This window comes from Paraburkholderia diazotrophica (assembly GCF_900108945.1).
GTDB lineage: Bacteria > Pseudomonadota > Gammaproteobacteria > Burkholderiales > Burkholderiaceae > Paraburkholderia > Paraburkholderia diazotrophica.
The window spans coordinates 1-21,075 of the sequence record NZ_FNYE01000005.1 but is presented as its reverse complement, the minus strand read 5'-3'; the positions used below and the strand labels follow the sequence as shown (position 1 = coordinate 21,075).

Genomic DNA, 21,075 nt, shown 5'->3' with positions numbered 1-21,075 from the left:
CTTTCGACGCGTGCTTTTGCTTCAGCCGACGGACGGCTCGCCTTCGCCCGGCTTTTTGCCCGGACGATCGGAAGGCGACTGCTTGCGGGCGTCGTCGTCGCGCTCGGGCATCTTGCTCTTTTCGTTATCGCTGTGGACAGGGTGCTTCGGATGTTCGACGTCGCTGCCGGGACTCGTGGTGCCCGTGCGTTGCTTTTCGTTGCTCATGAGACGCTCCCTTTGACAATAGCCGCTTTCCATCAAGCAATTGCCGCTCCCGTCCCGCCGTTGCTAGACTCTTTCGCGAGGGCGCTACATCAAGAACAGCCTGACCAGCGGAGACGACACATGAGCAAGATCGCGTTCCAGGATTTCGAACGGCAAGTCATGCAACGCCACGTGATTCGAGGGCACGTGTACGAAAACGCAGCCGCGCTCGTCGATCGCGCGAATGCGTGGATTGCCGAGCACGACATCGATGTGATCAACGTCGAAAGCCTGTCGACGTTCGGCTCCGGCGACGATACGAGCGTGAGCCACTGGTATTCGGGCATTCGCGTCTGGTATCGCACACAATAGTGCTCGATCATGCGCGATAGCGCGGCCGCGTGATCGCGCCGCGCGGATGCCGCGCTACTTGCCGGACACGATCAGTTTCAGCCTGCTCGCGCCGGCGGGCATCGCGGTGATCTGCGTGCGCGCGTCGCGTGGGCCGATGTAGAAGTGCTGACGCGCCGGCGAGTTTACGTCGTGCGTCGCGTCGGGCAGGCACGACGCGATGTCAGCGGCGACGGCCTGCAAGGCTGTCGTGCTCGATCCCGCGCCTCCCGTCGGCGTCCACATGCATTCGTAAGTGCCTTTTGTCGTGCCGCATTGTGCGTCGTTGCCGTATGGCTGCGCGACGCCTTTGCCGTCGTCGGGCGTCAGTTGCGAAAATCCCGTCGGCGCGGCCGCGACGATACGCTTGAGTGCAGCGCAAGGATTGGGCGCATCGTCGGCGCGGACGGTTAGCGGACCCAGCGCGGTGATCGCAATGACTGCGGTCGTGCTGATTCGACGAAGCGCGGACATTCGATGGTGGCGTTGCGTGTGGCGCATCTGCGTCTCCTTGGCGTTGGCGTCGGGATGGATGACCGCACTGTTCTTTTGCAGCCGATCTGTCCAGCGAATACGCAATCGACGCGCCCGATTGCCCGCATCATCCGCACCGATAGATATGCATCCGTATCATGCGTCCGCAGCACCGCCGTGTTCTTCGCGTTCAAGCGTGCACGTGCGGCGCAATTCGGGGAAAAGCCGCATCCACAGCAGCGCGATCGCAATGGTCGCGCAGCCGCCGACGAGCACAGCGGCCTGCGCGCCCCACCATCCGGCAGTCACACCGGACTCGAACTCGCCGAGCTGATTCGACGTGCCGATGAACAGCGAATTGACGGCGCTCACGCGGCCGAGCATGTCGTCGGGCGTGCGCAACTGCACGAGCGACAGGCGCACGACCACGCTGATCACATCCGATGCGCCGAGCGCCATCAGCGCCATCAGCGACACGATGAACGAATGCGACAGCCCGAACACGAGCGTCGCGATGCCGAATGCGATCACACCGCCGAACATCGCCGCGCCCGGCCGCTTGCGCAGCGGAAAATGCGCGAGCCAGATCGTGCCGCCGAGCGCGCCGACGGCCGACGCCGAGCGCAGCAGGCCGAGCCCGAGTGGTCCGGTATGCAGCACGTCGCGCGCGAAGATCGGCAGCAGCGCTGTTGCGCCGCCGAACAGCACGGCGAACAGATCGAGCGACAGCGCGCCGAGGATGACCGGCTGGCTGCGGATGAAGCGCACGCCGGAGAACACCGATTCGAGCGTGACGGGCGCGCGCGGCACGGGCTTCGTGCGCAGCGGAATCGTGCTGACGGCAGCGGACGCGAGCGCGAACGACAACGTGCACGCGAGATACGCCGCGCCGGGGCCGATGCCGTAGAGCAGCCCGCCAAGCGCCGGCCCGCCGATCTGCGCGGCCTGGTTCGCGGACGTCGCCCAGGCCGTCGCCTGCGACAGCTGAGCGCGCGGCACGACGCCCGGCAACAGCGACGCGACGGCCGGGGATTCGAACGCGCGCGCTGCGCCGACGCATGCGGCAAGCCCATAGATCACGGGCGCGCTGATCCAGCCGCCGAACGTGCTCCACGCGAACAGGGCGGCGGCTGCACATTCGAGTCCCTGGCAGATGGCCGCGATGCGCCGCCGGTCGTAACGATCCGCGACCTGGCCGACGACGAGCGTCAGCACGAACATCGGCAGAAACTGCGCGAGCCCGACGAGGCCGAGCGCGAACGCGCTATGCGTGAGCGCATAGATATGCCAGCCCATCGCGACGGCCAGCATCTGGAATGACAGCGACGACAGCACGCGCGTGCACCAGAAACGCTGGAACGGCGTCTGACGCGGCAGGCTGATCTCAGGTTCGCGACGGGTTTCGCCGACGAGTGTGTCGAAGGTCTCCTGCCCGTTGTTGCCGGCGGGTGGTGGTTTCATCAATAAATGAATGGACGTCCCAGATAACGGGCCGTCGTATGCGTGCGCGGGTATCAGGCACCGCATTTGCACGCGCAGTTGAAAGAAGCTCGACGCAACGCTGTGTCGAGCCAGGGCATTGTCGGGCCGCCAGTGTAGAGCAAGCCGCTCTCGCTTGCCGTTTCGTGCCGGATGGCGTCGGTCCCCCTTGCTCCGACGTTGCCCTTCTTGCGCCGCATTTGGCGTCGCGTCCAATTCCCATCGAACTGCAATGCAACCATGGATGATTTGCTCACTCGCGTGTTTCACCTGCAACCCTCGCTGATCGTCACACTCACGCATGATCTGATGCATGCGGCGGTGGCAATCCTGATCCTGATCGTCGGCTGGTGGGTGTCTAACCGAACTGGCTCGCTGCTGTCGAAAGGGCTGGCCCGCACGCGTGCGGACCCCACGCTCGCGCCGATGATCAATGCGATCGGCGCCTGGGCCGTGCGCGTGCTCGTGCTGTTCGCGGCGCTGAGCGAAGTCGGCGTCGCGACGGCGAGCGTACTGGCCGTGCTCGGCGCGGCCGGCCTCGCCATCGGCCTCGCATTGCAGGGCACGCTGCAAAATATTGCAGCCGGCATTATGTTGCTTTTGCTGCGGCCGTTTCGTACCGGGGATCTGATCGAAGGCACGGGCGCGACGGCGGGCATCGTGCGCGAAGTGGGTCTCTTCACGACGCGCATCGAACGCAGCGACGGCAACGCCGTCTTCGTACCGAACAGCCAGATCTGGAGCAATCCCGTCATCAATTACTCCAGCGGCGGGACGCAGCGCATCGAAGCGGAGGTCGGGATTGCTCAGCGCCAGGACGTGGCGGGCGCCATCGATGCGCTGAAAAAGCTGATCGCCGACGATCCCCGTGTGCTCGGCGGCACGACGCTCGCGCCGATGGTCACGGCATCGGACTATCCGCGGGGCGGCGGCGCGGCGCTGCATATCGCCGTCTGGGTGAGCGGAGCCGACGCGCAACTGGCCGCGGAGGATCTGCGCGAGCGCTCGCGAGCCGTGCTGGAAGAAGCGGGCTTCAAGTTGGCGCGGCAGCCGGCCACGAAGAGCCGGCAAGCATGGGCGCATGCATGAATCGACAGGGGCTTACGCGTGGTGCGCACATCGCTGCGCTGCATAGCCTTTAATGCATCTCGGCATTCGACTGCCGTCGTGAGCGTCGTCACATGCTGCATTGCGATGCAAATGCAGCCGACTTCACCCTGATTGCCTCTTCGGAAGCGGTATCTCGTCCGCATGCACCGGATAAAAAAATCCGGTCAATCCGTTCGTTCCAGTCGTAGAAGATTGCCCCGCTTACTGGCGCATGCACTCCACGTCATGCGCTGCTTCGCCGATAGCTGATGGCCGGTTAGCCAGCAGTGCATGGAGGCATTCAACGTCATGCACACCAGAGCGCTGCTGGTGCATGATCTCGGGCGACGGCGGGCGCGTCGGCACGCTGACGAGCAAGAGCATGTTGCGAAGCCGCGATCGATCTAGGTAAAAACCCTGACACTGAGGTAAAATGCGGCGTCTAAGGAAGAGATGCCATGCCGCCCCGTTTTCAGGTTTTTGAAAAGATTGCCTTCTCATTGGTCGTGATGTCCGCTGTGCTGTGTTCCGGCTATATCGCGTGGGAAACGTCGCCCGATTTCCAGGACGCCGTGCACGCCAGTGCCACTGCCGTGCGCTGGAGCGGCGACTACTCGTTCATCTGCGCATCGACGACTACCAACGCCTGCGATCAGCTTCCCCTCGACTGACTTCTCGATGTTGATCCCCGCGACACGCTGGCGCGCCTCTCCGCCGAGGCCAGCGAGCAGCGGCGCGTAATTTTCACTCCCTCCGTTGGTGCTTTTTTCAAGGCGCCGACCGGCCGTCTCGCGTCACCCGCCCGCCGTCTTGAACGTGCATTGGGAATGTCGTTTGCTTGCAAGTACAGACTAGGCTTCGTCCGTCGCAAGCGGTGTGAAGCCTGATTCTTCGAAAACCGTCTTCGCCAGCCCGTCGATTCAGCAGGTCGGCATCCCACGGTCCAGAACAAATCTGACGCACCAAGGAGACGCGCCATGACACCTGCTTCCCAGTATGAAATGCAGATTCTGCAGGCGGACATACGCATGCTGCTCACGGTCGACGACGACGCGATCGAACTATTTCCAGGCACGGCAACCGGCGGCGTGGCCAGCAAGCCCTATGCGGTGCTGCACACCGATTCGCTAGCGACGCTATGCGGCTGGCGCGAAGCAATGCAGGAAAGCGGACGCCCGTATCGCCTGCTGAACAACCTATATGGTTATCGCCAGGAAGTGAACAATCCGGACTGGTAGTGCACTCGCAGTGCATCTCCAGCGCACTCGCATGCATCTTCTCGTGCGCGCCGTTACAGCTTTGCTCTTCGGCGCGCGTCTCCCAAAGCCTGAACACCGCTGAACGCGGCGCATGCTGACGATACCGCTCACAGTCGTCGTCACACCCGTGGTCGTGCTTGTGCTCGCCAATCTCTCGACAGGCGAAAAGAAGATCGAGCACAAGGTCGAACGTCTGTACGCAGCCACGATTCTCAGTTCATCCGCTCGATGGGCCTGTTGCCCGGTCCGCTTGTTGTATCGGGCAACCCGCTTCGATGTGCCGCTCAACGGCGACGAGATCTTTCCTTCGATGCTCGAAGGCATCGCGAGTGCACGGAAGACCATCACGTTCGAAACCTTCATCTGCTGGTCGGCGCAATCGGCGAGCGGATCGCGGTCGCGTTTCGGAGAAGGCGCGTGCAGGCATTTCAGTGCATGCGCTGCTCGCCTGGGTCGGCTCGCAGAAGATGAACAAGCGCTATCTGCGCATGCTCGATGACGCAGGTGCGGAAGTGGTCCAGTTCCACGAGCCGCACCGGACCGGGCTTGGTCGCATGAACGGCAGCACGCACCGCAAGCTGCCGTCATGTAATCGACGGACGCATCCGCTTTACGCGCGGTGTCGGCATCGCGCGGGAGTGGACGGCACGTGCACAGAACGAGATGCACTGGCGTGACACGTATTTCCGCATCACGAGCCCCGTTGTCGGTCATATGCACGCTGTCTTCGTGGGCAACTAAATCAAGGCGACGGGCAATGTATTGCATGGATTCAAGCTCAATGACGAGGCGAATCTCAATCTCTACGATGAAGCGTTCGCGCGTCGTCAGACGCAGATCTTCGCCGACGATCTCGCGAAGTCCAGGCGCGTGACGCTCGACGACTGCAAGCGGCGGCCGTCAACGGAGAAAGTCGTTGACCGGCTCGTGTCGCTGTTCGATCCGCAGCTTTGACGCGCGGCGGCGCACGCCGCTTGCATGGCTCGGGCGCGGCGGGGCTTTGGACGGCCTGCGTGCATCGGTGGCTCGCGCTTGGGTGGATCGCCCGCGGGCGGCTCCTCGGCGGGTGGCACAGGGTCAGGCTCGCGCTCGGGAATGGGCGGTGAGTCGGGACCGGGATCGGGATCGTCGTCCGGCGCCGGATCGGGATCGACCTCGGGTGGCGTCGGCGTATGCAGCCGCTGATTGACGGGATAAACAAAAAAAGGGAAAGCAGTCTGGTGCAAGTTCATCATGCAGTTCTCGCGAGTGCAGTTCGACACACCGACGAAATCCGCAATGCATGTGCCATCTACCGCGAGTAGCGGCAGAAGGCACGATGGCAGAAGGCACGATAGTTCAATGCAGGATACTGCACCGCGCTAGAACCGCTCGATTATCCCGACCTGCACTCCGCGTACAGGCGCGCCCGGATAGGCGACGGGCAAGCCCACCACATTGACGCCGCGCAGCGTGAATGTGGCCTCGCCGCGATTCTCCAGGTCGGCGGCGCTCAGATACAGTGACAGCGTCTTCGACACCTGGTAGTCGAACATGATGCTGAACTGGTCGGCATCGTTGTTGCCGCCGCTGCGATCGCGCGCATGCGCATAGCCGAGCGACGCGCTGGCCTGCGGGGTGATCTGCCACAACGCGGACAACGACAGGCCATCGTCGTGATAGCGGGGCGTGCCGCCGTCGCCGTTGAAGTACGCGAGATAGCCTGTCAACGTGCCCCACTGGTACGAAGCGCCCGCGAAGTTCGCGCGTAGCGCGCCGCTGCCATGCGTCTGCTGATGCGCGTAAAGGAACTTCATGGGGCCGAGCGCCCAGTCGGCCGTCACGTAATACCCGCCGATGCCGTTGCCGTCGGCGGGATCGCGCAGTGCATACATGCCCGTCGCGCTGAATCCCCAGATGGTCGGCGACAGGTAGGCCAGCGCGTTGTCGGTGTACGGCGTGATCTTCGACAGGTTGTTCAGCCCCGATGCGATCGTGCCCGCGCCGAATGCATCGAGTTGCCCTTTGAATGGAATATAGATCGGCGAGTACTGGCGCCCGAGGCGCAACTCGCCCCATGCGCCGTGCGCGCCGATCCATGCCTGCCGGTTGAAGATGCTGGCCGGCACGGAGAACTCGCCGCTCGATGAATCGAAGCCGTTCTCGAGCGTGAAAATCAGGCTATTGCCGTCGCCGAGCGGCTCGCTGCCGCGCAGCCCGACGCGCGTGCCGCGCCAGGCGCCGGAGTCCATGCGCGCAACGTAGCCGCTGCCGGGATTCGTCACTTCGATGCTGGTGTCGATGAGACCGTACAGCGTGACGGAGCCTTGCGCGCAGGCAGATGTCGCGAGACCGGGCGCGACGAAGAGCGCGAAGCTGAACATGACGCTGATTGCGCTCGACCCGAACGAGCACAGCCCATGCGGTAAGCGCGCCCGAAAACGGCGCGACGGACAACATGACGTGACAGACGCGGGCATCGGCAGAACTTTTTATGAAGTTGCGACGCTATCGTGCCGCCGATATCGGGCGGAATGCCGTCGACGAGCAGGCCGCTCACGCGTACAACAGCAGGTACGTGCGAATACTAACCGAACGGGGACTAACCCAACGGGGACGCGCGCGACGCATGCAGTCTCACGCGAGAAAGCGGCGCTACATGTCCGCTACATGTTGGTATAGGAACTGCACCAGCCTCCACCTGCCACCTGCTTCGTGCCGAAGAGCGTGCAGCCGCCCCATGCATCCGTCGGATTGCCTTGAAAGAGCGAACAGTTGCTGCACGTCTGTCCTGCCTTGTAGTTCGGGAAGCGCGCCTTGTCGACTTTCGCTGCGACGGCGACGTAGCCGACCGCCTTCGCGGCCGGATCGGATTCGCTCAGCTTCTCGTCCGCGCGGGCGTTGCGGCTTGCGGCGAGCGCCGCGCACAGGCTAGCCGCAGCTACGATGAACTCACGCCGGGTCGTTGTCATGATGGTTCTCTGCTGGGTGAGGAACGGGTGCGGGCGATATCGACGGCATGGGCCGTCGATGATTGATGGCGACGAACACGGCCATCAGCGTCAGGAAGGCGAGCACGAGCAGGCTCGCGTTGATCATCACGCGTTCGTAGCCGAGCTCGCCGACATCGATGAACGGATACGGATAGAAGTCGGAGAACGCGCCGCGCAGCATCGTCAGCGCGAGATAGCCGAGCGGATAGACGAGCCACCACAACAGATGGCGCAGCGTCAGATGAAAGCGCGGCACGAACAGCAGCCAGTACAGCGCGGCGAGCACAGGCACGATCGTATGCAGGCTTTCGTTGAGCAGCACGCGCCAGCCCGACGGCGTCCAGGTATGGCGCAGCAACACGTTGTACGCGATGCCGACGAACACGATATACACGGTCACGGCCGTCACGACGGTCGGCTTGCGGAAGAATCCCACGAAGGGGGCGAAGGGCACGCGGCTGCGCAGGTTGAAGAATCCGACGCACGTGAAGCAGAGCGCGCACGCGAAGATCGTCAGATTAGTCAGATAACTGGTGAGCCGCTCGATGCCATCGATCACGCCGAAGCCGCGCGTGAGCATGCGATGCACGGTGATGTCCGTTTGCGCGGCGAACGCGCACCATGCGATCAGCGCGATCGACGCGGCCAGCGCAACCGAGGCGACGCTCGGCGCAGAGAGCGGCAGTTCGGGCTCGGCCGCTGCAACGACGACGGACGGCGAGCCTGGGGATGCGGGCTTCTTCATGCGTCGATTCTATACGCGTGAAGCGGCGCGCGCAGAGGCTCGCTTTGTCGAGGGCAAAAAGAGAGCCGGCATGCGGATCGCCGCGGCCGGCTCATCTCAACGTCCGTCAGGGGACGCAGGAACCCGTGATGTCAGTGGCTAGAGACCGTGGTTAGTGACCGTGGCCGTCATGGTCCTGACCCTGGTCGTCATCGTCATCGCGGCCGCACATTTCACCGCGGCCATGGTCGTCGTTCGATACGCCCGGCAGACGCTGCGCGACATAGTGGGGCAGATCGGCGCGATCGATGGCGAACACGAAGAACTGATTCGGATTCTCGATGCCCGACGGGTGATTCGTATCGGTGACGGTCGCGAGGAAGTCGTTGTCGTTCGCGATGAAGAGCGTGTGCTTTTTCACGCCGCCCACCGTCACGTCCGGGCCGAACGCGAGGCCTTCGAGCTTTGCCGGAATGTCGGTCGGCTTGTAGCCATGCGACGTCAGCGCCGCGACGACATCGAGGAACAGGGTCTTCTTCAGCGCATAGGGCGCGAGGCCGCTCTGGCTGCTCGTCTGACCCACGTCCTGCGCGCCCGTCAGATCGATGCGGAAGACCTGCTTGAACGCGGCCGTCGAATCGTCGCCGAGGCCCTTGCCGTCGCGCTCGTCCATCAGCAACTCATGATCGTTGATGGCGAGCACGTCGCTGATCGTCGGGTACTTCGGCTTGGCCGTCGAGCCGATGTTCGTGAGCGGGTACGCGTACTGCGTCGTGCGGCCCGTGCGGATATCGATCTTCACGATGCGCGTGTACGCGCCATTCGTGCCGCCGTCCTGGATCAGCGGGCTTTGCATCGCGCCGAAGAGCGTCGTGCCGTCGGGCGAAATCGCGAGGCCTTCCATGCCCTTGTTCGCGACGCGTCCCGACGTGTTCATGCTGATCTCGTCGTTGCCGACGGGCGAGAGCGTCGATACGGCGAACGTGTCGGGCAGCTTGTACGTCGCGATGCGGCGGCCGCTCTTGCGGTCGAAGCGGTAGACATAGGGGCCGTACTCATCGGAGATGAACACGCTGTCGCCATCGTTCGCGACGCGGATGCTTTCGGGATCGAAGCGGGCGTCGAGCGGATAGGTCGACAGGTGCGCGGGATCGAAGTTGTCCGAGCGGCCTGTGAAGTAGTTCGTATGGTTCTGGCTGTTGAGTTTCGGTGCGCCGTTCGGCACGCCGTAAGCGGCGCCCGTGCCATAGACGAGACGATCGGACGTGTGCAGCAGCGTCGTATCGAGGAGCTTCGGCGTCAGCGTGAAGGGCAGCGACGAACCCTTCGGCGCTTCTTTCAGATGCAGGCGCAGCGTCTGGAAGCGATTGATGTACGAAGCGGTGTCGTCGATGGCCGCGTTATACGGAATCGCATTCGGCCCGCGATCCGGCACGGCGAGGAACGTGTGACAGCCTGCGTAGCCGATGCCCGAGCCCATGCCGCCGAGCAGGTTGCCGGGCGCACCGTTTTCGAGCTTGCCAGCCGTGTCTTTCGACTTGTCGACGAGATTGCCGTCCAGTTTGCCGATGGCGATCAGATCGACGGTGGCGTGAGCGGCGGGGGCAGCGGCAAGCGCCGCGAGCGATGCGATGGCACCAAGCATGGTGCGGACGAAGAGTCGTGAGCGCAGCACGGAAATGTTCCTTGAAAGGAGCAACGTGACGAGGGCAGCGCCGGGAGTGCGAACGGTGAAAGCGGGGAATGCAACCCGGACGCAAGGTTGGTTACCTGTTCATTACCGAGGGCCGATGGTGCGTGACGCGTGTGTCGAACATATGACGGTGGGTGCTCGCAGGCCGCGCGCAATGTGCGTTGGCGCACATTCGCACGAGCATCCGTCATCGATGCGCGCGCAATCAGTCTGCCCGTGCATGAAAGCGCGACGCAGTCCGTTGCCGCTCGCCGATCTCGGGCCCGATCGTCGCGTGCTAGGATGAACGCGACCGTCTACTGCAAACCGTGAATCCAACGCGACATGGCAACCCTTTACGCGAAGCTTGGCGTGTCTCAAGACGCCACCTTGGAAGAGATCAAACGGGCGTACCGGAAGGCCGCGATGAAGTGGCATCCCGACCGCAACGCCGGCCACGAAGACGCCGCGCGCGCAACGTTCCAGGAGATCAAGGACGCATACGCGCTTCTCTCCGACGAAAACCAGCGCAAGGTCTACGACTCGGTCTATGAGCAGGAAATGCGGCGCTGGGAGGCGCTGCACAAGCGTCAGCAGGAGAAGGAGGCGGAGCGCGCGCGCAAGGCGCAGGCCGCCGCGCAGGCGGAGTATGCGCAGATGGTCGGCGTCGCGATGCGCTTTGCCGACGAAGGCCACAACCGCGACGTGCTGTTCGGCGTGCTGCTCGGCCGCAATTGCAATGCCGATGTGGCGCAGCGTATCGCCGACAGCGTGTGGGCACTGCAGGAGTCGCGGCGCGCGGAGCATGACGAGCAAACCGCAAATGCGGACCCGACCGCCGATGCGGACCACTCGTCCAACGAGGCCGACGCCGATATTGCGCCCGAGCCTGCCGAACAGGCCGCGCGCTCGCCATCTCAAACTCAAGCCGCTGCGGCCAGGCACGATAAACCTTCGCACGAAGCGCGCGCGGGGAATCTTTTCGATTCGCTCTGGCAGGGCTTTTTTGGCGTTCGCTCCTGACGTGCTGCTTGCGCGCCATGCTGGTTTTGCGTCCCGCACTCTCTAGAATGGTGTGATGGACTTACGCACGGACATGTTTCGATGAAAGACGCTTTTGAACGACGCGCGTTGCTGCTGCATCTCGGCGACGCGCTGCATGCAATTGATGCGGCACTCGCCGTCGGTGCAACGCGCCACACGGTGCGCGATCTGTTGGACGCTCACGCGAATCTTGCGACACACGCATGGCTCGCAGCCGTATCGCCCGAGACAAAGGCAGCGGACTTCGCGAAGCAGGCAAGCGCATCATTTGCCGCGTGGCCTGCGCAACTGCTCGAAGAGCAGGTCGATTATGCGCAGCTCGCGCTCGCCGTGCGCGACAATCTGTTCGCGGACAATGCTTCGGGCTGGCGGACTTATGTCGATGCGATGAAGCGTGAAGTCGAATGGTTCGGCGATGCGTTGCCTGAACGTGCGGAGCCGGCCGCGCAGACATTCGAGTCCGCAGATGCAGATGTGCCCTCTGCCGATGCAGCCGATGCAGCCGACGTCGAGCGCGCCAAAGCGCAGGACGAGCCGCAGCGCGAGAGCGTCGAGAGCAATGGCCGTTTGTATCCGTCGTGGCCGTGGAAGCCGGGCGTGTGATGCGGGCCGTGCTCACGCTTTTTATCTGAAAGAACGCTAGACGCTTCAAAAAACTCCGCCTCGCTGCAGCCGATCGTGTGTCGACTGCGAGCGAGGCGGCAGCGTATGACGTGTTCAGCGTGTGCGATCAGTAGCCCCAGCGCTCGCGTCGACGCTCGCGCCATTCGTGCTCGCGCCACGCTTCATGGCGACGCCATTCATGTTCGCGCCATTCATGCTCACGCCATGCACGGCGCGCGCGCCAGTCGTCATCGACATAGCCGACTGCGACGGGGGCGGGCGCAGCGTACACGGGTTGAGCCGGCACGACCACACCCGGCACGCCCAGGCCGACGGCCACATCGACATGTGCGGAGGCGGCCGCCGAAGCTGCCAGCATCGTCAGACCGATAGCTGCACCAAGCATCACCTTTTTCATTGTTTGCTCCCTGCGCATCGTTGCGCGTGACTGAGTACGGCTTCAGTCTAGGGGCGCAGGGACGACACAGGTGCTACAGCGCTGCGAGAAAAGTAACGTGGGGTTACGACGCGCCTTGATGCTCGCGCATGATCCGGACATGACTCGAAGAAGGTTCGCTCAAGATTCGCGCACTATCGGTTGACATCGACCACGAGGCGCCCGCGCACCTTGCCGTCGAGCATATCGGGCGCGACCGCGAGGGCTTCGTCGAGCCCGATCTCCTTGACCATCGATGCAAGGCGTTCGGGGTTCAGGTCCTGTGCGATACGTTGCCATGCGTCGACGCGGCGCGCGCGCGGCGCCATCACGCTGTCGATGCCCGCCAGCGTCACGCCGCGCAGAATGAAGGGCGCGACGGACGCGGGGAAGTCCATGCCTTGCGCGAGCCCGCATGCCGCGACGATGCCGCCATACGCAGTGCCGGCACACGCATTCGCGAGTGTGTGACTGCCGACGGCATCGATCGCAGCAACCCAGCGTTCCTTCGCGAGCGGTTTGCCGGGTGAGGACAGTTCCGCGCGATCGACGATCTCCTGTGCGCCCAGTTCATGCAGATAGGCTGCTTCGTTCGGCCGGCCCGTCGACGCGATCACCTGATAGCCTCGCTTCGCGAGCAGCATGATCGCGACGCTGCCGACGCCGCCCGCCGCGCCCGTGACGAGCACCTTGCCCTGGTCGGGCGTTACACCGTGACGTTCGAGCGCGAGTACGCACAGCATCGCGGTGTAGCCTGCCGTGCCGACGGCCATCGCATCGCGCGACGTCAGCGGAGCGGGTGTGCGCACGAGCCAGTCGCCGTTCACGCGCGCACGTTGCGCAAGACCGCCCCAATATTTTTCGCCGACACCGTAGCCGTTCAGGATCACCTGGTCGCCGGCTTTCCAGTACGCATGCTCGCTCGATTCGACGACGCCCGCGAAGTCGATGCCCGGCACCATCGGAAAGCTGCGCACGACGGGCGAGCGTCCCGTGATCGCGAGCGCGTCCTTGTAGTTGAGCGTCGACCATTCGACGCGCACGGTCACATCGCCAGCAGGCAGAGCTGCTTCGTCGATTGTCGTGACGGACGCGCGGCTGCCGCTGTCCTGCTTCTCGATCAGTATCCCTTTCATGATTCCGTCCGTTGAGTTCGCGAGTTATCGGGTGCGTATAAGTCTAGGCCAATGCCGGTTTTTTGACTGCGCTCCCGATACCGCGTGCGCATCGCATCCTTAAACGATGCATAAAGCTATTGCTGCGTAGAGATGAAATGCGTGATCCGTCGATGGAGAAATGCGAACGGCACACATGCGTTCTGCGCGCCATGCGTGCCGTCTGCGTTTTGTCGAATCGATGAGGCCGCGCCGTTTGTGCCGGCGCGCTAGCGCGTGTAGTAGCCGCGCTGCTGCATGCACTTCGAGTAAGCGGCCCAATAGCGAACCATCGGTGGTTCGGGTGGCGGCGGTGGCGGCATCTCGGCCAGCGACGGCGATGCCGGCATCGGCGTGCTGGCGCCCGATGCGGCTTCTGCGCCGGATGCCGCTGCGGCGCCCGATGCACCCGACGCCGCCGCGATCGTCGTGGGCGGCGCGCCGCTCGCCGCGCTTGCTGCGCTTGCGACGTGGGCGCCACTTGCTGCCGTCGCGCCGCTCGCAACGACGGGTGCGGACGCGGCCGAAGCGGCCACCGCCGCCGATGCGCCCGATGCCCCCATGGCGCCAGGCAGAGGCGGATTGACGGGAGCAGGCGCAACGATGGCACGCGGCGCCGTCTGCGCCGCCTGGTTGGGCGGCGGCGGACGTTGCGACTCATGCGCCATGTTCACGTGCGTCGTCTTGTTTGCGTCGCCGTAGCACGCGGCCGTATCGATGGCCTGTTGTCCCGGGCTCTGGCTGCGTCCGGGAACGGTCATCGGCTGCTGCGCGACGGATGCGCTACTGATGAAGAGCAGCGCGGTTGCTGCATGGGTGAAGCGTCTCATGGGCGAGCGGACTCCCTGGCGAAGTATTGATATCTTGTCGGCGCGGATTCGCGGCGCGAAATGCGCGTGAAGCCACGTTGTGAGCCATGGCAAGCGGCCGTCAGGCCATCGCAAGCCGGAAGGGTTGCTATTCCAGCATATCGCGTTGCAGCGGCGAGGCACGCCAGAAGCACGCCATTCCTCGCCAATTTCCGTGCTGCAGCGCGTTATACGTCACAGTGTGATCATTGCCGCAGCCCGAACACGGCGACGCCATTCGTCGCGCCGACATAGACCTTGCCGCGCGAGATCATCGGCGTGATGAACTTGTTGCCTGCGCCCCACTGGTCGCGCGTGCCGGCCTGATTACTGTTATAGAGCTCGCGGGCGAGATTGGTTGCATCGTATGCGTGCAGCGCGCCCGTAGTGCCGTTTTCGGCGGCCCACAGGATCGCGTTCGAGGTTCCGTTCGCCGAGATCGCCGGGACGGTGCCCGGATAGGCGAATGTCGTCGGGCTCTTCGATGCGGCAGTCGCCGCTAGCATCGCATTCGTGACGGGCAGTGCCTTGATGCTGTCGTTCAGGCCGCCGAAGTACACGGTGCCGTTGAAATAGGCAGGCGAGCCCCATATGCCGCCCGCGAGCGTTCCCGTGAGCACCTGCCAGATGTTGTTCGACGTGGGACTGAACTTGCCCATCGAGTCGCGGTCGACGACATAGATCTTGTTGTCCTTGCCTGCCGCCACGGCGAGATGCTTGACGCTGCCGTCGGCCGTCTTCTGATCGGGCAGCAGCATCGCACCGCCAGAGCCGAAGTCGTTGTCGTTGTTCGCGAGCTGCACGACGTCGAGCGGCGCGAAGTAGTCGGTGATTTTGAGCGGACTCGTCGAGAGCTTCATGAACGAGTCGCCGAAATTGCTGTCGACTGGGAATCCGTTTGCGTCGAGCGTCGTACCGAACGTGCCGTTGCCGTCGACCACATAGATCGAGGCGCCATCCGACGCCATGCCCGAACCCGCCATCCAGACCGAGCCCTGATGGCCGTTCGGCGCGATGTTGACGACACCCGTCTGCTTCAGGGTGTCGGCGCTGTAGCTCATGATCCAGCCCGTGTATGGGCCGGCCATGCAATGCGCCGTCCACCCCATATAGATGTTTCCGTTGACGAGCGTGAGGGCCGCGCGCTCGGTATGCAGCGACGGATCGAACGTGAGCACGCCGTTGACACTGTTGCCGCCCGTGCCGGGATAAGTCGCGGCTATTTCGCTCGGGCCGCCGAACAGCTCGGCGCCATTGGCGAGGTCGAGTGCATGCAGGCGATGATGAATGCCGCCGCTCGCATCCTTCGTCATCGCGACGGCATACAGCACGCCGTGCGGTCCGCGATTGCGATCGATGACGGGCGTCGATGTAATGCCGATTTCGGGCGTGATGTCGCCGCAGCCGCGATCGTCACTGGGTGTTTCGTTCGCACCCGTCAACGACACTTGCCACAGCAGCGCCTGGTTGTCCGCGTCATACGCATAGACGCTGTTGTGTTCGCTGACGACATAGATCACGTTGTGAGTCGTTCCGTTGATCGACAGGCTCGTCACCGACAACGGTTGACCGTCGACCTTGCCATCGGCGGCGAGAAACGCGACTTTGCCGAACAACGCCGAATTGACGTTGGACAGCGTGAGTGTCGTTTCGGCGAGCATTTGCCCGGTGCGCGCGAGATCGTTGTGATGCATCAGCACGTCGGTGGCGAGCGCGACGGTGGACGATGATGGGGTCGCGGTGCCCGTCGTATTGTTGCCCGAGCTGGAGGCAGTGCCGGATGTGCCGTTGCCTGAACCCGACGCTGATCCGGAGCCCGAGCTCGAACCTGGACCCGAGCCTGAGCTTGAACCCGAACCCGAGGTTGATCCCGATCCCGAACTGCCCGTTGTGCTGGAATTGTTCGTGCTGTCGCTGCTCGACGAGCCATTGCCGCACGCGGTGAAGAGGAGCGCGAGTGTCAACGCGGCAGTGGTCTTGCCAAGACAGCTGAGCGTGCAGGGCGGTTGCGATGAACAACGGCGCGCGTGATCTCGCGATACTGAATGCAATGGCTGCATGCCAGTCTCCTCGCGCCCGGATGAGCGCCCCCGCACAGTGGCATGGCGCGCTCTTCTTCTTCGCGGCGCGGCCAATCCTTCCATGTTAAGAACGTCGGCACGGGATGGGACGACATCGCTTCGTCTATTTCCGCCAGAAGTGTGCAATTGTTTGTCGATCGCGTGGATGTGTGGCCGCGCTCGACACGATCTAGTGCTGGCGAAAGAGCTGTCTGGTGTCGTTGACGGCAGGCACGGCAGGGCCCGTATCGGGCTGCTCATAGGCCTGCACGGTGGGGAGAGGAGGTGCCGTGTGCGGCACAGGTGCCGCAGGCGCCTTTGCCGCCACACTTCGCACGGCGGCAGTGTGAGCCTTGACGTCCTGCTGCGGCGCTGCCGTCGTTGTCGTAGTTGTCTTGACGGGCTTGCGCGAGCTTTGTGCCGTCGTCTCGACACATGGCGAGCGTGCCCCGCACTCGGAGCTAGCTGGCTTAGCTGGGTTCGCACTCACCTTGTGATCGCGTGGCGTTGTTGTTGCTACGACGCGTGCGCGCGTTGGCTCGGTGCTTGCAGCCTGACGTGCGCGGGGCGCAGGTTGAGGCAACGGAGGTGCAAGCGGTTTTGCGGCGATCTGGCTTGCCGATGTTTTGTTGGAGGCGGGCGGCGCTGATCGGGGTGGCAGGCTCGGCGCGCTGCTCGCGAGCGTGCTGCTGTGCGCGTTGGCGGTCGGGATGGCGGCCGTGCCTGCAATTGCGGCAGCATCCGCGACATCGAGACTGCGCAGCGCTTCGATCTGCTCGCGCAGGGTACGCGCGAGCTCCTGAGTGCGTTCTCCAATCGTCGGGCGATCGTGATGTGAAGCTGCCCGCAGTTCATTCTGGCTCACGATGCGGCGCAAACGGCTTTGCATGGCGTCACGTTGCGTCAACGTCACGTATGTCCCGAACGCAATCGCAAAGCCCAGCAGCACAACGGCTGCGCCAGCGCTCAGACTCCAGTCCGGCGTACCCACTGACGCCGGGGCAGCAAGGCGGCGCGGTTTCGGTGTGATACGCCGCAAGAGCGGCGACGGCGTGGAGTTCGGGGCACGCGTCGCGTCGGATGACGGCGATGTGGGAATGTCGGGGGCTGAAGCGTCGAGGGGAAATAGCAGGTCGAGTGGCCGCGCAGGAAGGTCGCGCTTCACCACAAGATTTGTCTCCGGCGTCTTGTCGCATTGCTCGTGCGGCATCGCAGGACGCTTGCGAATCGTGTCCATGGTGGACTCCCATGCCGGCATTGCGGACGGCATCGCACATTCTTCTCGTTGGCAACCATTGTGTGCAGGACGTGGCCACGTCACGACGCGATGCATGTCTCGCGTGATCGCAATGGTCTCTGAGCAATATGTGTCACCTTGATCAATAGGTCAATGAAAGTACGCAATTGGTTTCAAAAAATGTTGTTTGCGCGTGAAGGAATGGAATTCATGCGGTCGTCGCGACGAATTGCGCGGCTTTCTGCTGAAGAATAGATGTGAAGATTAATTCGGCTAAATCGGCGAATGGAAAATCGCGGCGAAATTAAGTGCCGAGGTGATGGCGAGCTTTAAAAAATCAGAAATAAATGGCGATAAATGCGCTAGTGCTTTTGCGCCAATGATAGACCGTGCTTACAGGTTTCTGAAAGCGTTAGGTAAATTGAACCGCACCGCCGTGGTGGGAGTGCGCGCATTAATGTGTCCCTTATCACCGCGTTGATGCATACGTGCAAACTGAGCTGGTAAATCTTCATACGTTACAAAGCGTTACTCGGTTTCGGCAGACGGAAACGCTTCCATTCGGTAGCATTCGGGCGTCGCAAGCTGACCTCGATATTGCGGTGATTTCGTCGGACGATTGGTGGGCATACTGGGCGGGCGTTCTGGTTGAAACGCCACACGGTATTGTGTTCGTAATACCTGATCGTCTGCAATAACGGACTCCGCCTTTGCGGTTACATCTGGTTGCAACCGGTTGAGCACGGCCTCACTCGCGCGGAAAGAAGCGGCGGGTATGCAGGAAATGCGTCGCTCGAAATTACCGGCACCCCGCCGCACCCCGTAGTCGTCGAAGTAATAACGACTCTGCGTGCAAGAAAGCCAACTTCGAAATCCAGCGTCTGAATTCGGGCATTTTTGCCAGCCGTTTTCGGACGGATTTCGATTGCCCATTCGCACTTCATGAAAGTCAATTCCCTTCTTGTTTTCTCTTCAATAGCAATTCTTCTCGCGGGCTGTGGCGGCGGTGGCGGCGGCAACGACGCGGCTTCCACGAACCCATCTTCCACAAGCGCGGGCTCGACGAGTGCATCGACGAACAGCGTTTCCCGGCAGCCCGGAACTTCCGCGGCCAATGCGACGGCCAACGGTAATACGGTGGGGAGCATCAGTTGCGCGTCGCCCGTTAAGGCGGGAGCAACAACGGGCGGTACGCCGATTTCCGCGGACACGCCGAGCAGCGATGGCACGCGAATGTTCGCGTCAGGAGCGGACTTTCCGCTCGCATTTACGACAAATGCGGGCAATGCGGATACCCTCAACTGGTCGATTACCGATACAACGGGTCGGGTCGCGGCAAGCGGGAGCTTCGATGTGCCGAGCGGCGCGTCGCAAACGACGCTCACATGCAAGTCGACGCTCGCGGGTTATTTCGCAGTGTCTGCAAGCCTGAAGACGGCGGGTGGTGGTCTGCCGCAAGCGGGTACACGTCCCACGGGCATCGCGACGTTTGGCGTGATCCCCGACCTGTCGAGTGTCGTGCCCGCCGTCACATATACGAAGCAGGAGCAGCACCGCTTTGGCATGCAGGGTGAGAACGACCGCGCAGCGGTGCTTGCTGGCCTCGGCATCACGCAAACGATCGATGACCGCGAGATGTCGACGATGGAGCCGAACGGTCCGAATACCTTCAATCCGTCGGCTAGCAACCTGAATTCGTTCTATACGACGGGCAACGTGATGCGCCTCATCCGTCTCGATGGTGTGCCGGGCTGGGCATCTACGACGAGTGCGTTCCAGGACTTCACCATGTTGCCGAAGGACATGTCGTATCTGCAGAACTACATGAGCCGGGTCGGCACCGAATCGAACACGATCCGGCAGAAGTACTTCCCGAAGCAGTCTGCAAACTTCTATCAGGTGACGTGGGAGCCGAGCCTGGGCTGGGCCGATAGCGACGCGAACTTTGTCGCGATGTACAAGGCCGCCTATCAGGGCATTCACTCGACCGACCCGAACGCATTCGTAATGGGGCCGACGGATGCGTTCCCGAGTCTCACGAACGAACGGCTGCAACGTATTGCGTCGCTTGGATTTGGCAAGTACATCGACGGTGTCGCGACACACGGCTACTACGATGCGGGCACTTCTCCTTCGCATCCGCCTGAACGCCTGGCGACCGATCCTGATCCGGCAACTGCCGCGAATGCGCTGAACAACTCGATACGCACGCTGCGCACGACGATGCTCAACCAGTACCGCTCGGGCATGAAGCTGTATCAGACGGAAGTCGGCATCAGCTATGACCTCGGCTCGTCATACAGCGCGAACTATCCGACGGGTAACGTTCTGTTTGCGCAGGGCGCAGTGGTGGCACGCACGCACATCATCCTGCTCGGCGAAGGCGCGGACGTTTCGTACGTGTTCTACGGTGCGGACTATCCGGATGAAGTGGGATACGGCACGTTCTTCGATCTGTCGAATGCTCAAGGCTCATTTGGCGCGACTAACATCAGTCCGAAGCCGGCCGCGATGGTGATGAGCGCGATGACGCGTATCCTCGACGGCACGAACACGCTCGGTCCGGTTAAGAACACACCGTCGGGTGTCTATGCGTACTCGTTCCAGCAGGTCAACAATGGTTCCCTGATCACCGCTTTGTGGACGCACAGCAATAACGTGTGGAATGCGAGTGCAGGCTTCAGTTCGACCTATAGCGCCGCATACAACCTCGTCGTGGATGCACCGGGTACGAGCGGTACGGTCAAGGTAATCGACATGATGGGCAACCCGATGACCATGAACTACACGGACGGCACGTTGAAGCTGAACCTCACGGAAGCACCTGTCTATGTAGTGTCGAACAATGCGAGTGTCCTTAAGAGCAACGTGAATCCGCCGCCGGGTTACGTCGGCTCCTGATTGATGCCGTGTGCAGGCGGCCCGCTTTAGCCTGCTTGCAGTATCGGCAGTACATGTGAAAAACGCGCGGTTGTCCCGCGCGTTTTTTCGTCTGCGTTTCGTAAATGCGAGGAGAGTGTGGTGTGCCCTAAGAAAGGGGCGCTGAAATTTTTTAAGGCGCCACAAAATAAGCGCTTGACAGGCCCTATGGGGCCCCGCATAATTCGGCCTCTCCAAACGACGGGGACGCGAAAAAGCAGCAGCTTTTAGCGGTGTTCTTTAAAAACTAACAGCCGACAGATGTGGGTGCTCGATGGCGAGCGCACGGTGGTTCTCCGGAATCACCGATAGCGAAAGTAATCGAGTCTCACACAGAAAGAAATTGAGGAAGGTCCGATGGGGTTGAGAAACCCGGTCGGACCATCTGTCAGTGATTTTGAGTGAGCGACCGGTTCGTAACAGAACCGAAAACAGTAACAGGTTTGAACTGAAGAGTTTGATCCTGGCTCAGATTGAACGCTGGCGGCATGCCTTACACATGCAAGTCGGACGGCAGCGCGGGCTTCGG

Annotated in this window: 20 protein-coding genes, 1 rRNA gene and 1 pseudogene; 9 read left to right on the top strand and 13 right to left on the bottom strand. The window is 62.6% G+C overall.

Translation table 11 applies throughout. The features are described 5' to 3' along the window. Positions 1-21: 21 nt before the first annotated feature. Positions 22-207 carry a hypothetical protein gene (locus BMW76_RS08440; RefSeq protein WP_090864696.1) on the bottom strand — a complete coding sequence of 62 codons (186 nt, stop codon included), beginning with the start codon at positions 205-207 and terminating at the stop codon, positions 22-24. 120 nt (positions 208-327) lie between these two features. On the opposite strand from BMW76_RS08440, the gene BMW76_RS08435 reads away from it, so the two are divergent. After that, entirely contained in the window at positions 328-558 is a 231-nt protein-coding gene (locus BMW76_RS08435; RefSeq protein WP_090864695.1) for a hypothetical protein, read from the top strand. Positions 559-612: 54 nt separating this feature from the next. On the opposite strand, the gene BMW76_RS08430 is transcribed toward BMW76_RS08435, so the two are convergent. Both BMW76_RS08430 and BMW76_RS08425 read right to left on the bottom strand, forming a co-directional pair. Further along, positions 613-1,050: a hypothetical protein gene (locus BMW76_RS08430; RefSeq protein ID WP_407668924.1), complete on the bottom strand. Its 438-nt coding sequence runs from the start codon at positions 1,048-1,050 to the stop codon at positions 613-615. A gap of 156 nt (positions 1,051-1,206) precedes the next feature. After that, a complete protein-coding gene (locus BMW76_RS08425; RefSeq protein ID WP_245763154.1) occupies positions 1,207-2,511 on the bottom strand; it encodes an MFS transporter in 1,305 nt (434 codons plus the stop codon). A gap of 258 nt (positions 2,512-2,769) precedes the next feature. Here BMW76_RS08425 and BMW76_RS08420 point away from each other — a divergent pair, with 258 nt between their 5' ends. From BMW76_RS08420 to BMW76_RS08405, 4 genes and pseudogenes are all read left to right on the top strand, one after another. After that, complete coding sequence (locus BMW76_RS08420; protein WP_090864694.1) at positions 2,770-3,618, top strand: mechanosensitive ion channel family protein; 849 nt, start codon at positions 2,770-2,772, stop codon at positions 3,616-3,618. A gap of 458 nt (positions 3,619-4,076) precedes the next feature. Next, on the top strand, positions 4,077-4,289 hold the full coding sequence (locus BMW76_RS08415) for a hypothetical protein (protein WP_090864693.1): 213 nt from the start codon (positions 4,077-4,079) through the stop codon (positions 4,287-4,289). Positions 4,290-4,595: 306 nt separating this feature from the next. Further along, positions 4,596-4,856: a hypothetical protein gene (locus BMW76_RS08410; RefSeq protein ID WP_090864692.1), complete on the top strand. Its 261-nt coding sequence runs from the start codon at positions 4,596-4,598 to the stop codon at positions 4,854-4,856. Between the two features lie 112 nt (positions 4,857-4,968). After that, positions 4,969-5,831: pseudogene (locus BMW76_RS08405) on the top strand (hypothetical protein). A 407-nt stretch (positions 5,832-6,238) separates the two neighbouring features. Here BMW76_RS08405 and BMW76_RS08395 read toward each other — a convergent pair. From BMW76_RS08395 to BMW76_RS08380, 4 genes are all read right to left on the bottom strand, one after another. Next, complete coding sequence (locus tag BMW76_RS08395) at positions 6,239-7,240, bottom strand: porin (protein ID WP_090864691.1); 1,002 nt, start codon at positions 7,238-7,240, stop codon at positions 6,239-6,241. A 282-nt stretch (positions 7,241-7,522) separates the two neighbouring features. Beyond that, a complete protein-coding gene (locus tag BMW76_RS08390; RefSeq protein ID WP_090864690.1) occupies positions 7,523-7,828 on the bottom strand; it encodes a high-potential iron-sulfur protein in 306 nt (101 codons plus the stop codon). Further along, positions 7,809-8,594, bottom strand: a complete 786-nt coding sequence (locus BMW76_RS08385; protein WP_090864689.1) for a Pr6Pr family membrane protein — start codon at positions 8,592-8,594, stop codon at positions 7,809-7,811. Before BMW76_RS08385 ends, BMW76_RS08390 begins: the two co-directional genes overlap by 20 nt. A gap of 151 nt (positions 8,595-8,745) precedes the next feature. After that, positions 8,746-10,248, bottom strand: a complete 1,503-nt coding sequence (locus tag BMW76_RS08380; RefSeq protein WP_218162529.1) for an esterase-like activity of phytase family protein — start codon at positions 10,246-10,248, stop codon at positions 8,746-8,748. A gap of 342 nt (positions 10,249-10,590) precedes the next feature. Between BMW76_RS08380 and BMW76_RS08375 the strand changes: the two genes are divergently transcribed. Both BMW76_RS08375 and BMW76_RS08370 read left to right on the top strand, forming a co-directional pair. Continuing rightward, positions 10,591-11,268, top strand: coding sequence for a J domain-containing protein (locus BMW76_RS08375; RefSeq protein ID WP_090864688.1), 678 nt, complete (start codon positions 10,591-10,593; stop codon positions 11,266-11,268). A gap of 81 nt (positions 11,269-11,349) precedes the next feature. Next, positions 11,350-11,892 (top strand): hypothetical protein, encoded by a 543-nt coding sequence (locus BMW76_RS08370; protein ID WP_090864687.1) that lies wholly within the window; start codon positions 11,350-11,352, stop codon positions 11,890-11,892. A gap of 127 nt (positions 11,893-12,019) precedes the next feature. Here the strand turns inward: BMW76_RS08370 and BMW76_RS08365 are convergent, their stop codons facing one another. The 6 genes from BMW76_RS08365 to BMW76_RS41790 form a co-directional block, all read right to left on the bottom strand. Continuing rightward, positions 12,020-12,310: a hypothetical protein gene (locus BMW76_RS08365; RefSeq protein ID WP_090864686.1), complete on the bottom strand. Its 291-nt coding sequence runs from the start codon at positions 12,308-12,310 to the stop codon at positions 12,020-12,022. Positions 12,311-12,483: 173 nt separating this feature from the next. After that, the gene (gene acuI, locus BMW76_RS08360; RefSeq protein WP_281248504.1) at positions 12,484-13,467 is read right to left on the bottom strand and encodes an acrylyl-CoA reductase (NADPH); all 984 of its coding nucleotides are present in this window, start codon (positions 13,465-13,467) and stop codon (positions 12,484-12,486) included. Between the two features lie 245 nt (positions 13,468-13,712). Then, a complete protein-coding gene (locus BMW76_RS08355; RefSeq protein WP_090864684.1) occupies positions 13,713-14,312 on the bottom strand; it encodes a hypothetical protein in 600 nt (199 codons plus the stop codon). Between the two features lie 224 nt (positions 14,313-14,536). Next, a complete protein-coding gene (locus BMW76_RS08350; protein ID WP_407668915.1) occupies positions 14,537-16,390 on the bottom strand; it encodes a PQQ-binding-like beta-propeller repeat protein in 1,854 nt (617 codons plus the stop codon). Positions 16,391-16,580: 190 nt separating this feature from the next. Continuing rightward, a complete protein-coding gene (locus tag BMW76_RS08345) occupies positions 16,581-17,627 on the bottom strand; it encodes a hypothetical protein (RefSeq protein ID WP_090864683.1) in 1,047 nt (348 codons plus the stop codon). A gap of 716 nt (positions 17,628-18,343) precedes the next feature. After that, the gene (locus tag BMW76_RS41790; protein ID WP_245763152.1) at positions 18,344-18,856 is read right to left on the bottom strand and encodes a hypothetical protein; all 513 of its coding nucleotides are present in this window, start codon (positions 18,854-18,856) and stop codon (positions 18,344-18,346) included. Positions 18,857-18,860: 4 nt separating this feature from the next. Between BMW76_RS41790 and BMW76_RS08340 the strand changes: the two genes are divergently transcribed. Both BMW76_RS08340 and BMW76_RS08335 read left to right on the top strand, forming a co-directional pair. Continuing rightward, positions 18,861-20,528: a glycoside hydrolase family protein gene (locus BMW76_RS08340; RefSeq protein ID WP_245763151.1), complete on the top strand. Its 1,668-nt coding sequence runs from the start codon at positions 18,861-18,863 to the stop codon at positions 20,526-20,528. Between the two features lie 463 nt (positions 20,529-20,991). Next, a 16S ribosomal RNA gene (locus tag BMW76_RS08335) occupies positions 20,992-21,075 on the top strand; the annotation flags it as partial.

Bases quoted from the DNA above. Each gene is read 5' to 3' on its own strand.
- BMW76_RS08410 (WP_090864692.1), top strand. From the start codon at position 4,596: ATGACACCTGCTTCCCAGTATGAAATGCAGATTCTGCAGGCGGACATA.
- BMW76_RS08425 (WP_245763154.1), bottom strand. From the start codon at position 2,511: ATGAAACCACCACCCGCCGGCAACAACGGGCAGGAGACCTTCGACACA.
- BMW76_RS08350 (WP_407668915.1), bottom strand. From the start codon at position 16,390: ATGCAGCCATTGCATTCAGTATCGCGAGATCACGCGCGCCGTTGTTCA.
- BMW76_RS08385 (WP_090864689.1), bottom strand. From the start codon at position 8,594: ATGAAGAAGCCCGCATCCCCAGGCTCGCCGTCCGTCGTCGTTGCAGCG.
- BMW76_RS08435 (WP_090864695.1), top strand. From the start codon at position 328: ATGAGCAAGATCGCGTTCCAGGATTTCGAACGGCAAGTCATGCAACGC.
- BMW76_RS08430 (WP_407668924.1), bottom strand. From the start codon at position 1,050: ATGTCCGCGCTTCGTCGAATCAGCACGACCGCAGTCATTGCGATCACC.
- BMW76_RS08345 (WP_090864683.1), bottom strand. From the start codon at position 17,627: ATGGACACGATTCGCAAGCGTCCTGCGATGCCGCACGAGCAATGCGAC.
- BMW76_RS08420 (WP_090864694.1), top strand. From the start codon at position 2,770: ATGGATGATTTGCTCACTCGCGTGTTTCACCTGCAACCCTCGCTGATC.
- BMW76_RS08395 (WP_090864691.1), bottom strand. From the start codon at position 7,240: ATGTTCAGCTTCGCGCTCTTCGTCGCGCCCGGTCTCGCGACATCTGCC.
- BMW76_RS08440 (WP_090864696.1), bottom strand. From the start codon at position 207: ATGAGCAACGAAAAGCAACGCACGGGCACCACGAGTCCCGGCAGCGAC.
- BMW76_RS08365 (WP_090864686.1), bottom strand. From the start codon at position 12,310: ATGAAAAAGGTGATGCTTGGTGCAGCTATCGGTCTGACGATGCTGGCA.
- BMW76_RS08370 (WP_090864687.1), top strand. From the start codon at position 11,350: ATGAAAGACGCTTTTGAACGACGCGCGTTGCTGCTGCATCTCGGCGAC.
- BMW76_RS08375 (WP_090864688.1), top strand. From the start codon at position 10,591: ATGGCAACCCTTTACGCGAAGCTTGGCGTGTCTCAAGACGCCACCTTG.
- BMW76_RS08355 (WP_090864684.1), bottom strand. From the start codon at position 14,312: ATGAGACGCTTCACCCATGCAGCAACCGCGCTGCTCTTCATCAGTAGC.
- BMW76_RS08340 (WP_245763151.1), top strand. From the start codon at position 18,861: ATGTTCGCGTCAGGAGCGGACTTTCCGCTCGCATTTACGACAAATGCG.
- BMW76_RS08390 (WP_090864690.1), bottom strand. From the start codon at position 7,828: ATGACAACGACCCGGCGTGAGTTCATCGTAGCTGCGGCTAGCCTGTGC.
- BMW76_RS08415 (WP_090864693.1), top strand. From the start codon at position 4,077: ATGCCGCCCCGTTTTCAGGTTTTTGAAAAGATTGCCTTCTCATTGGTC.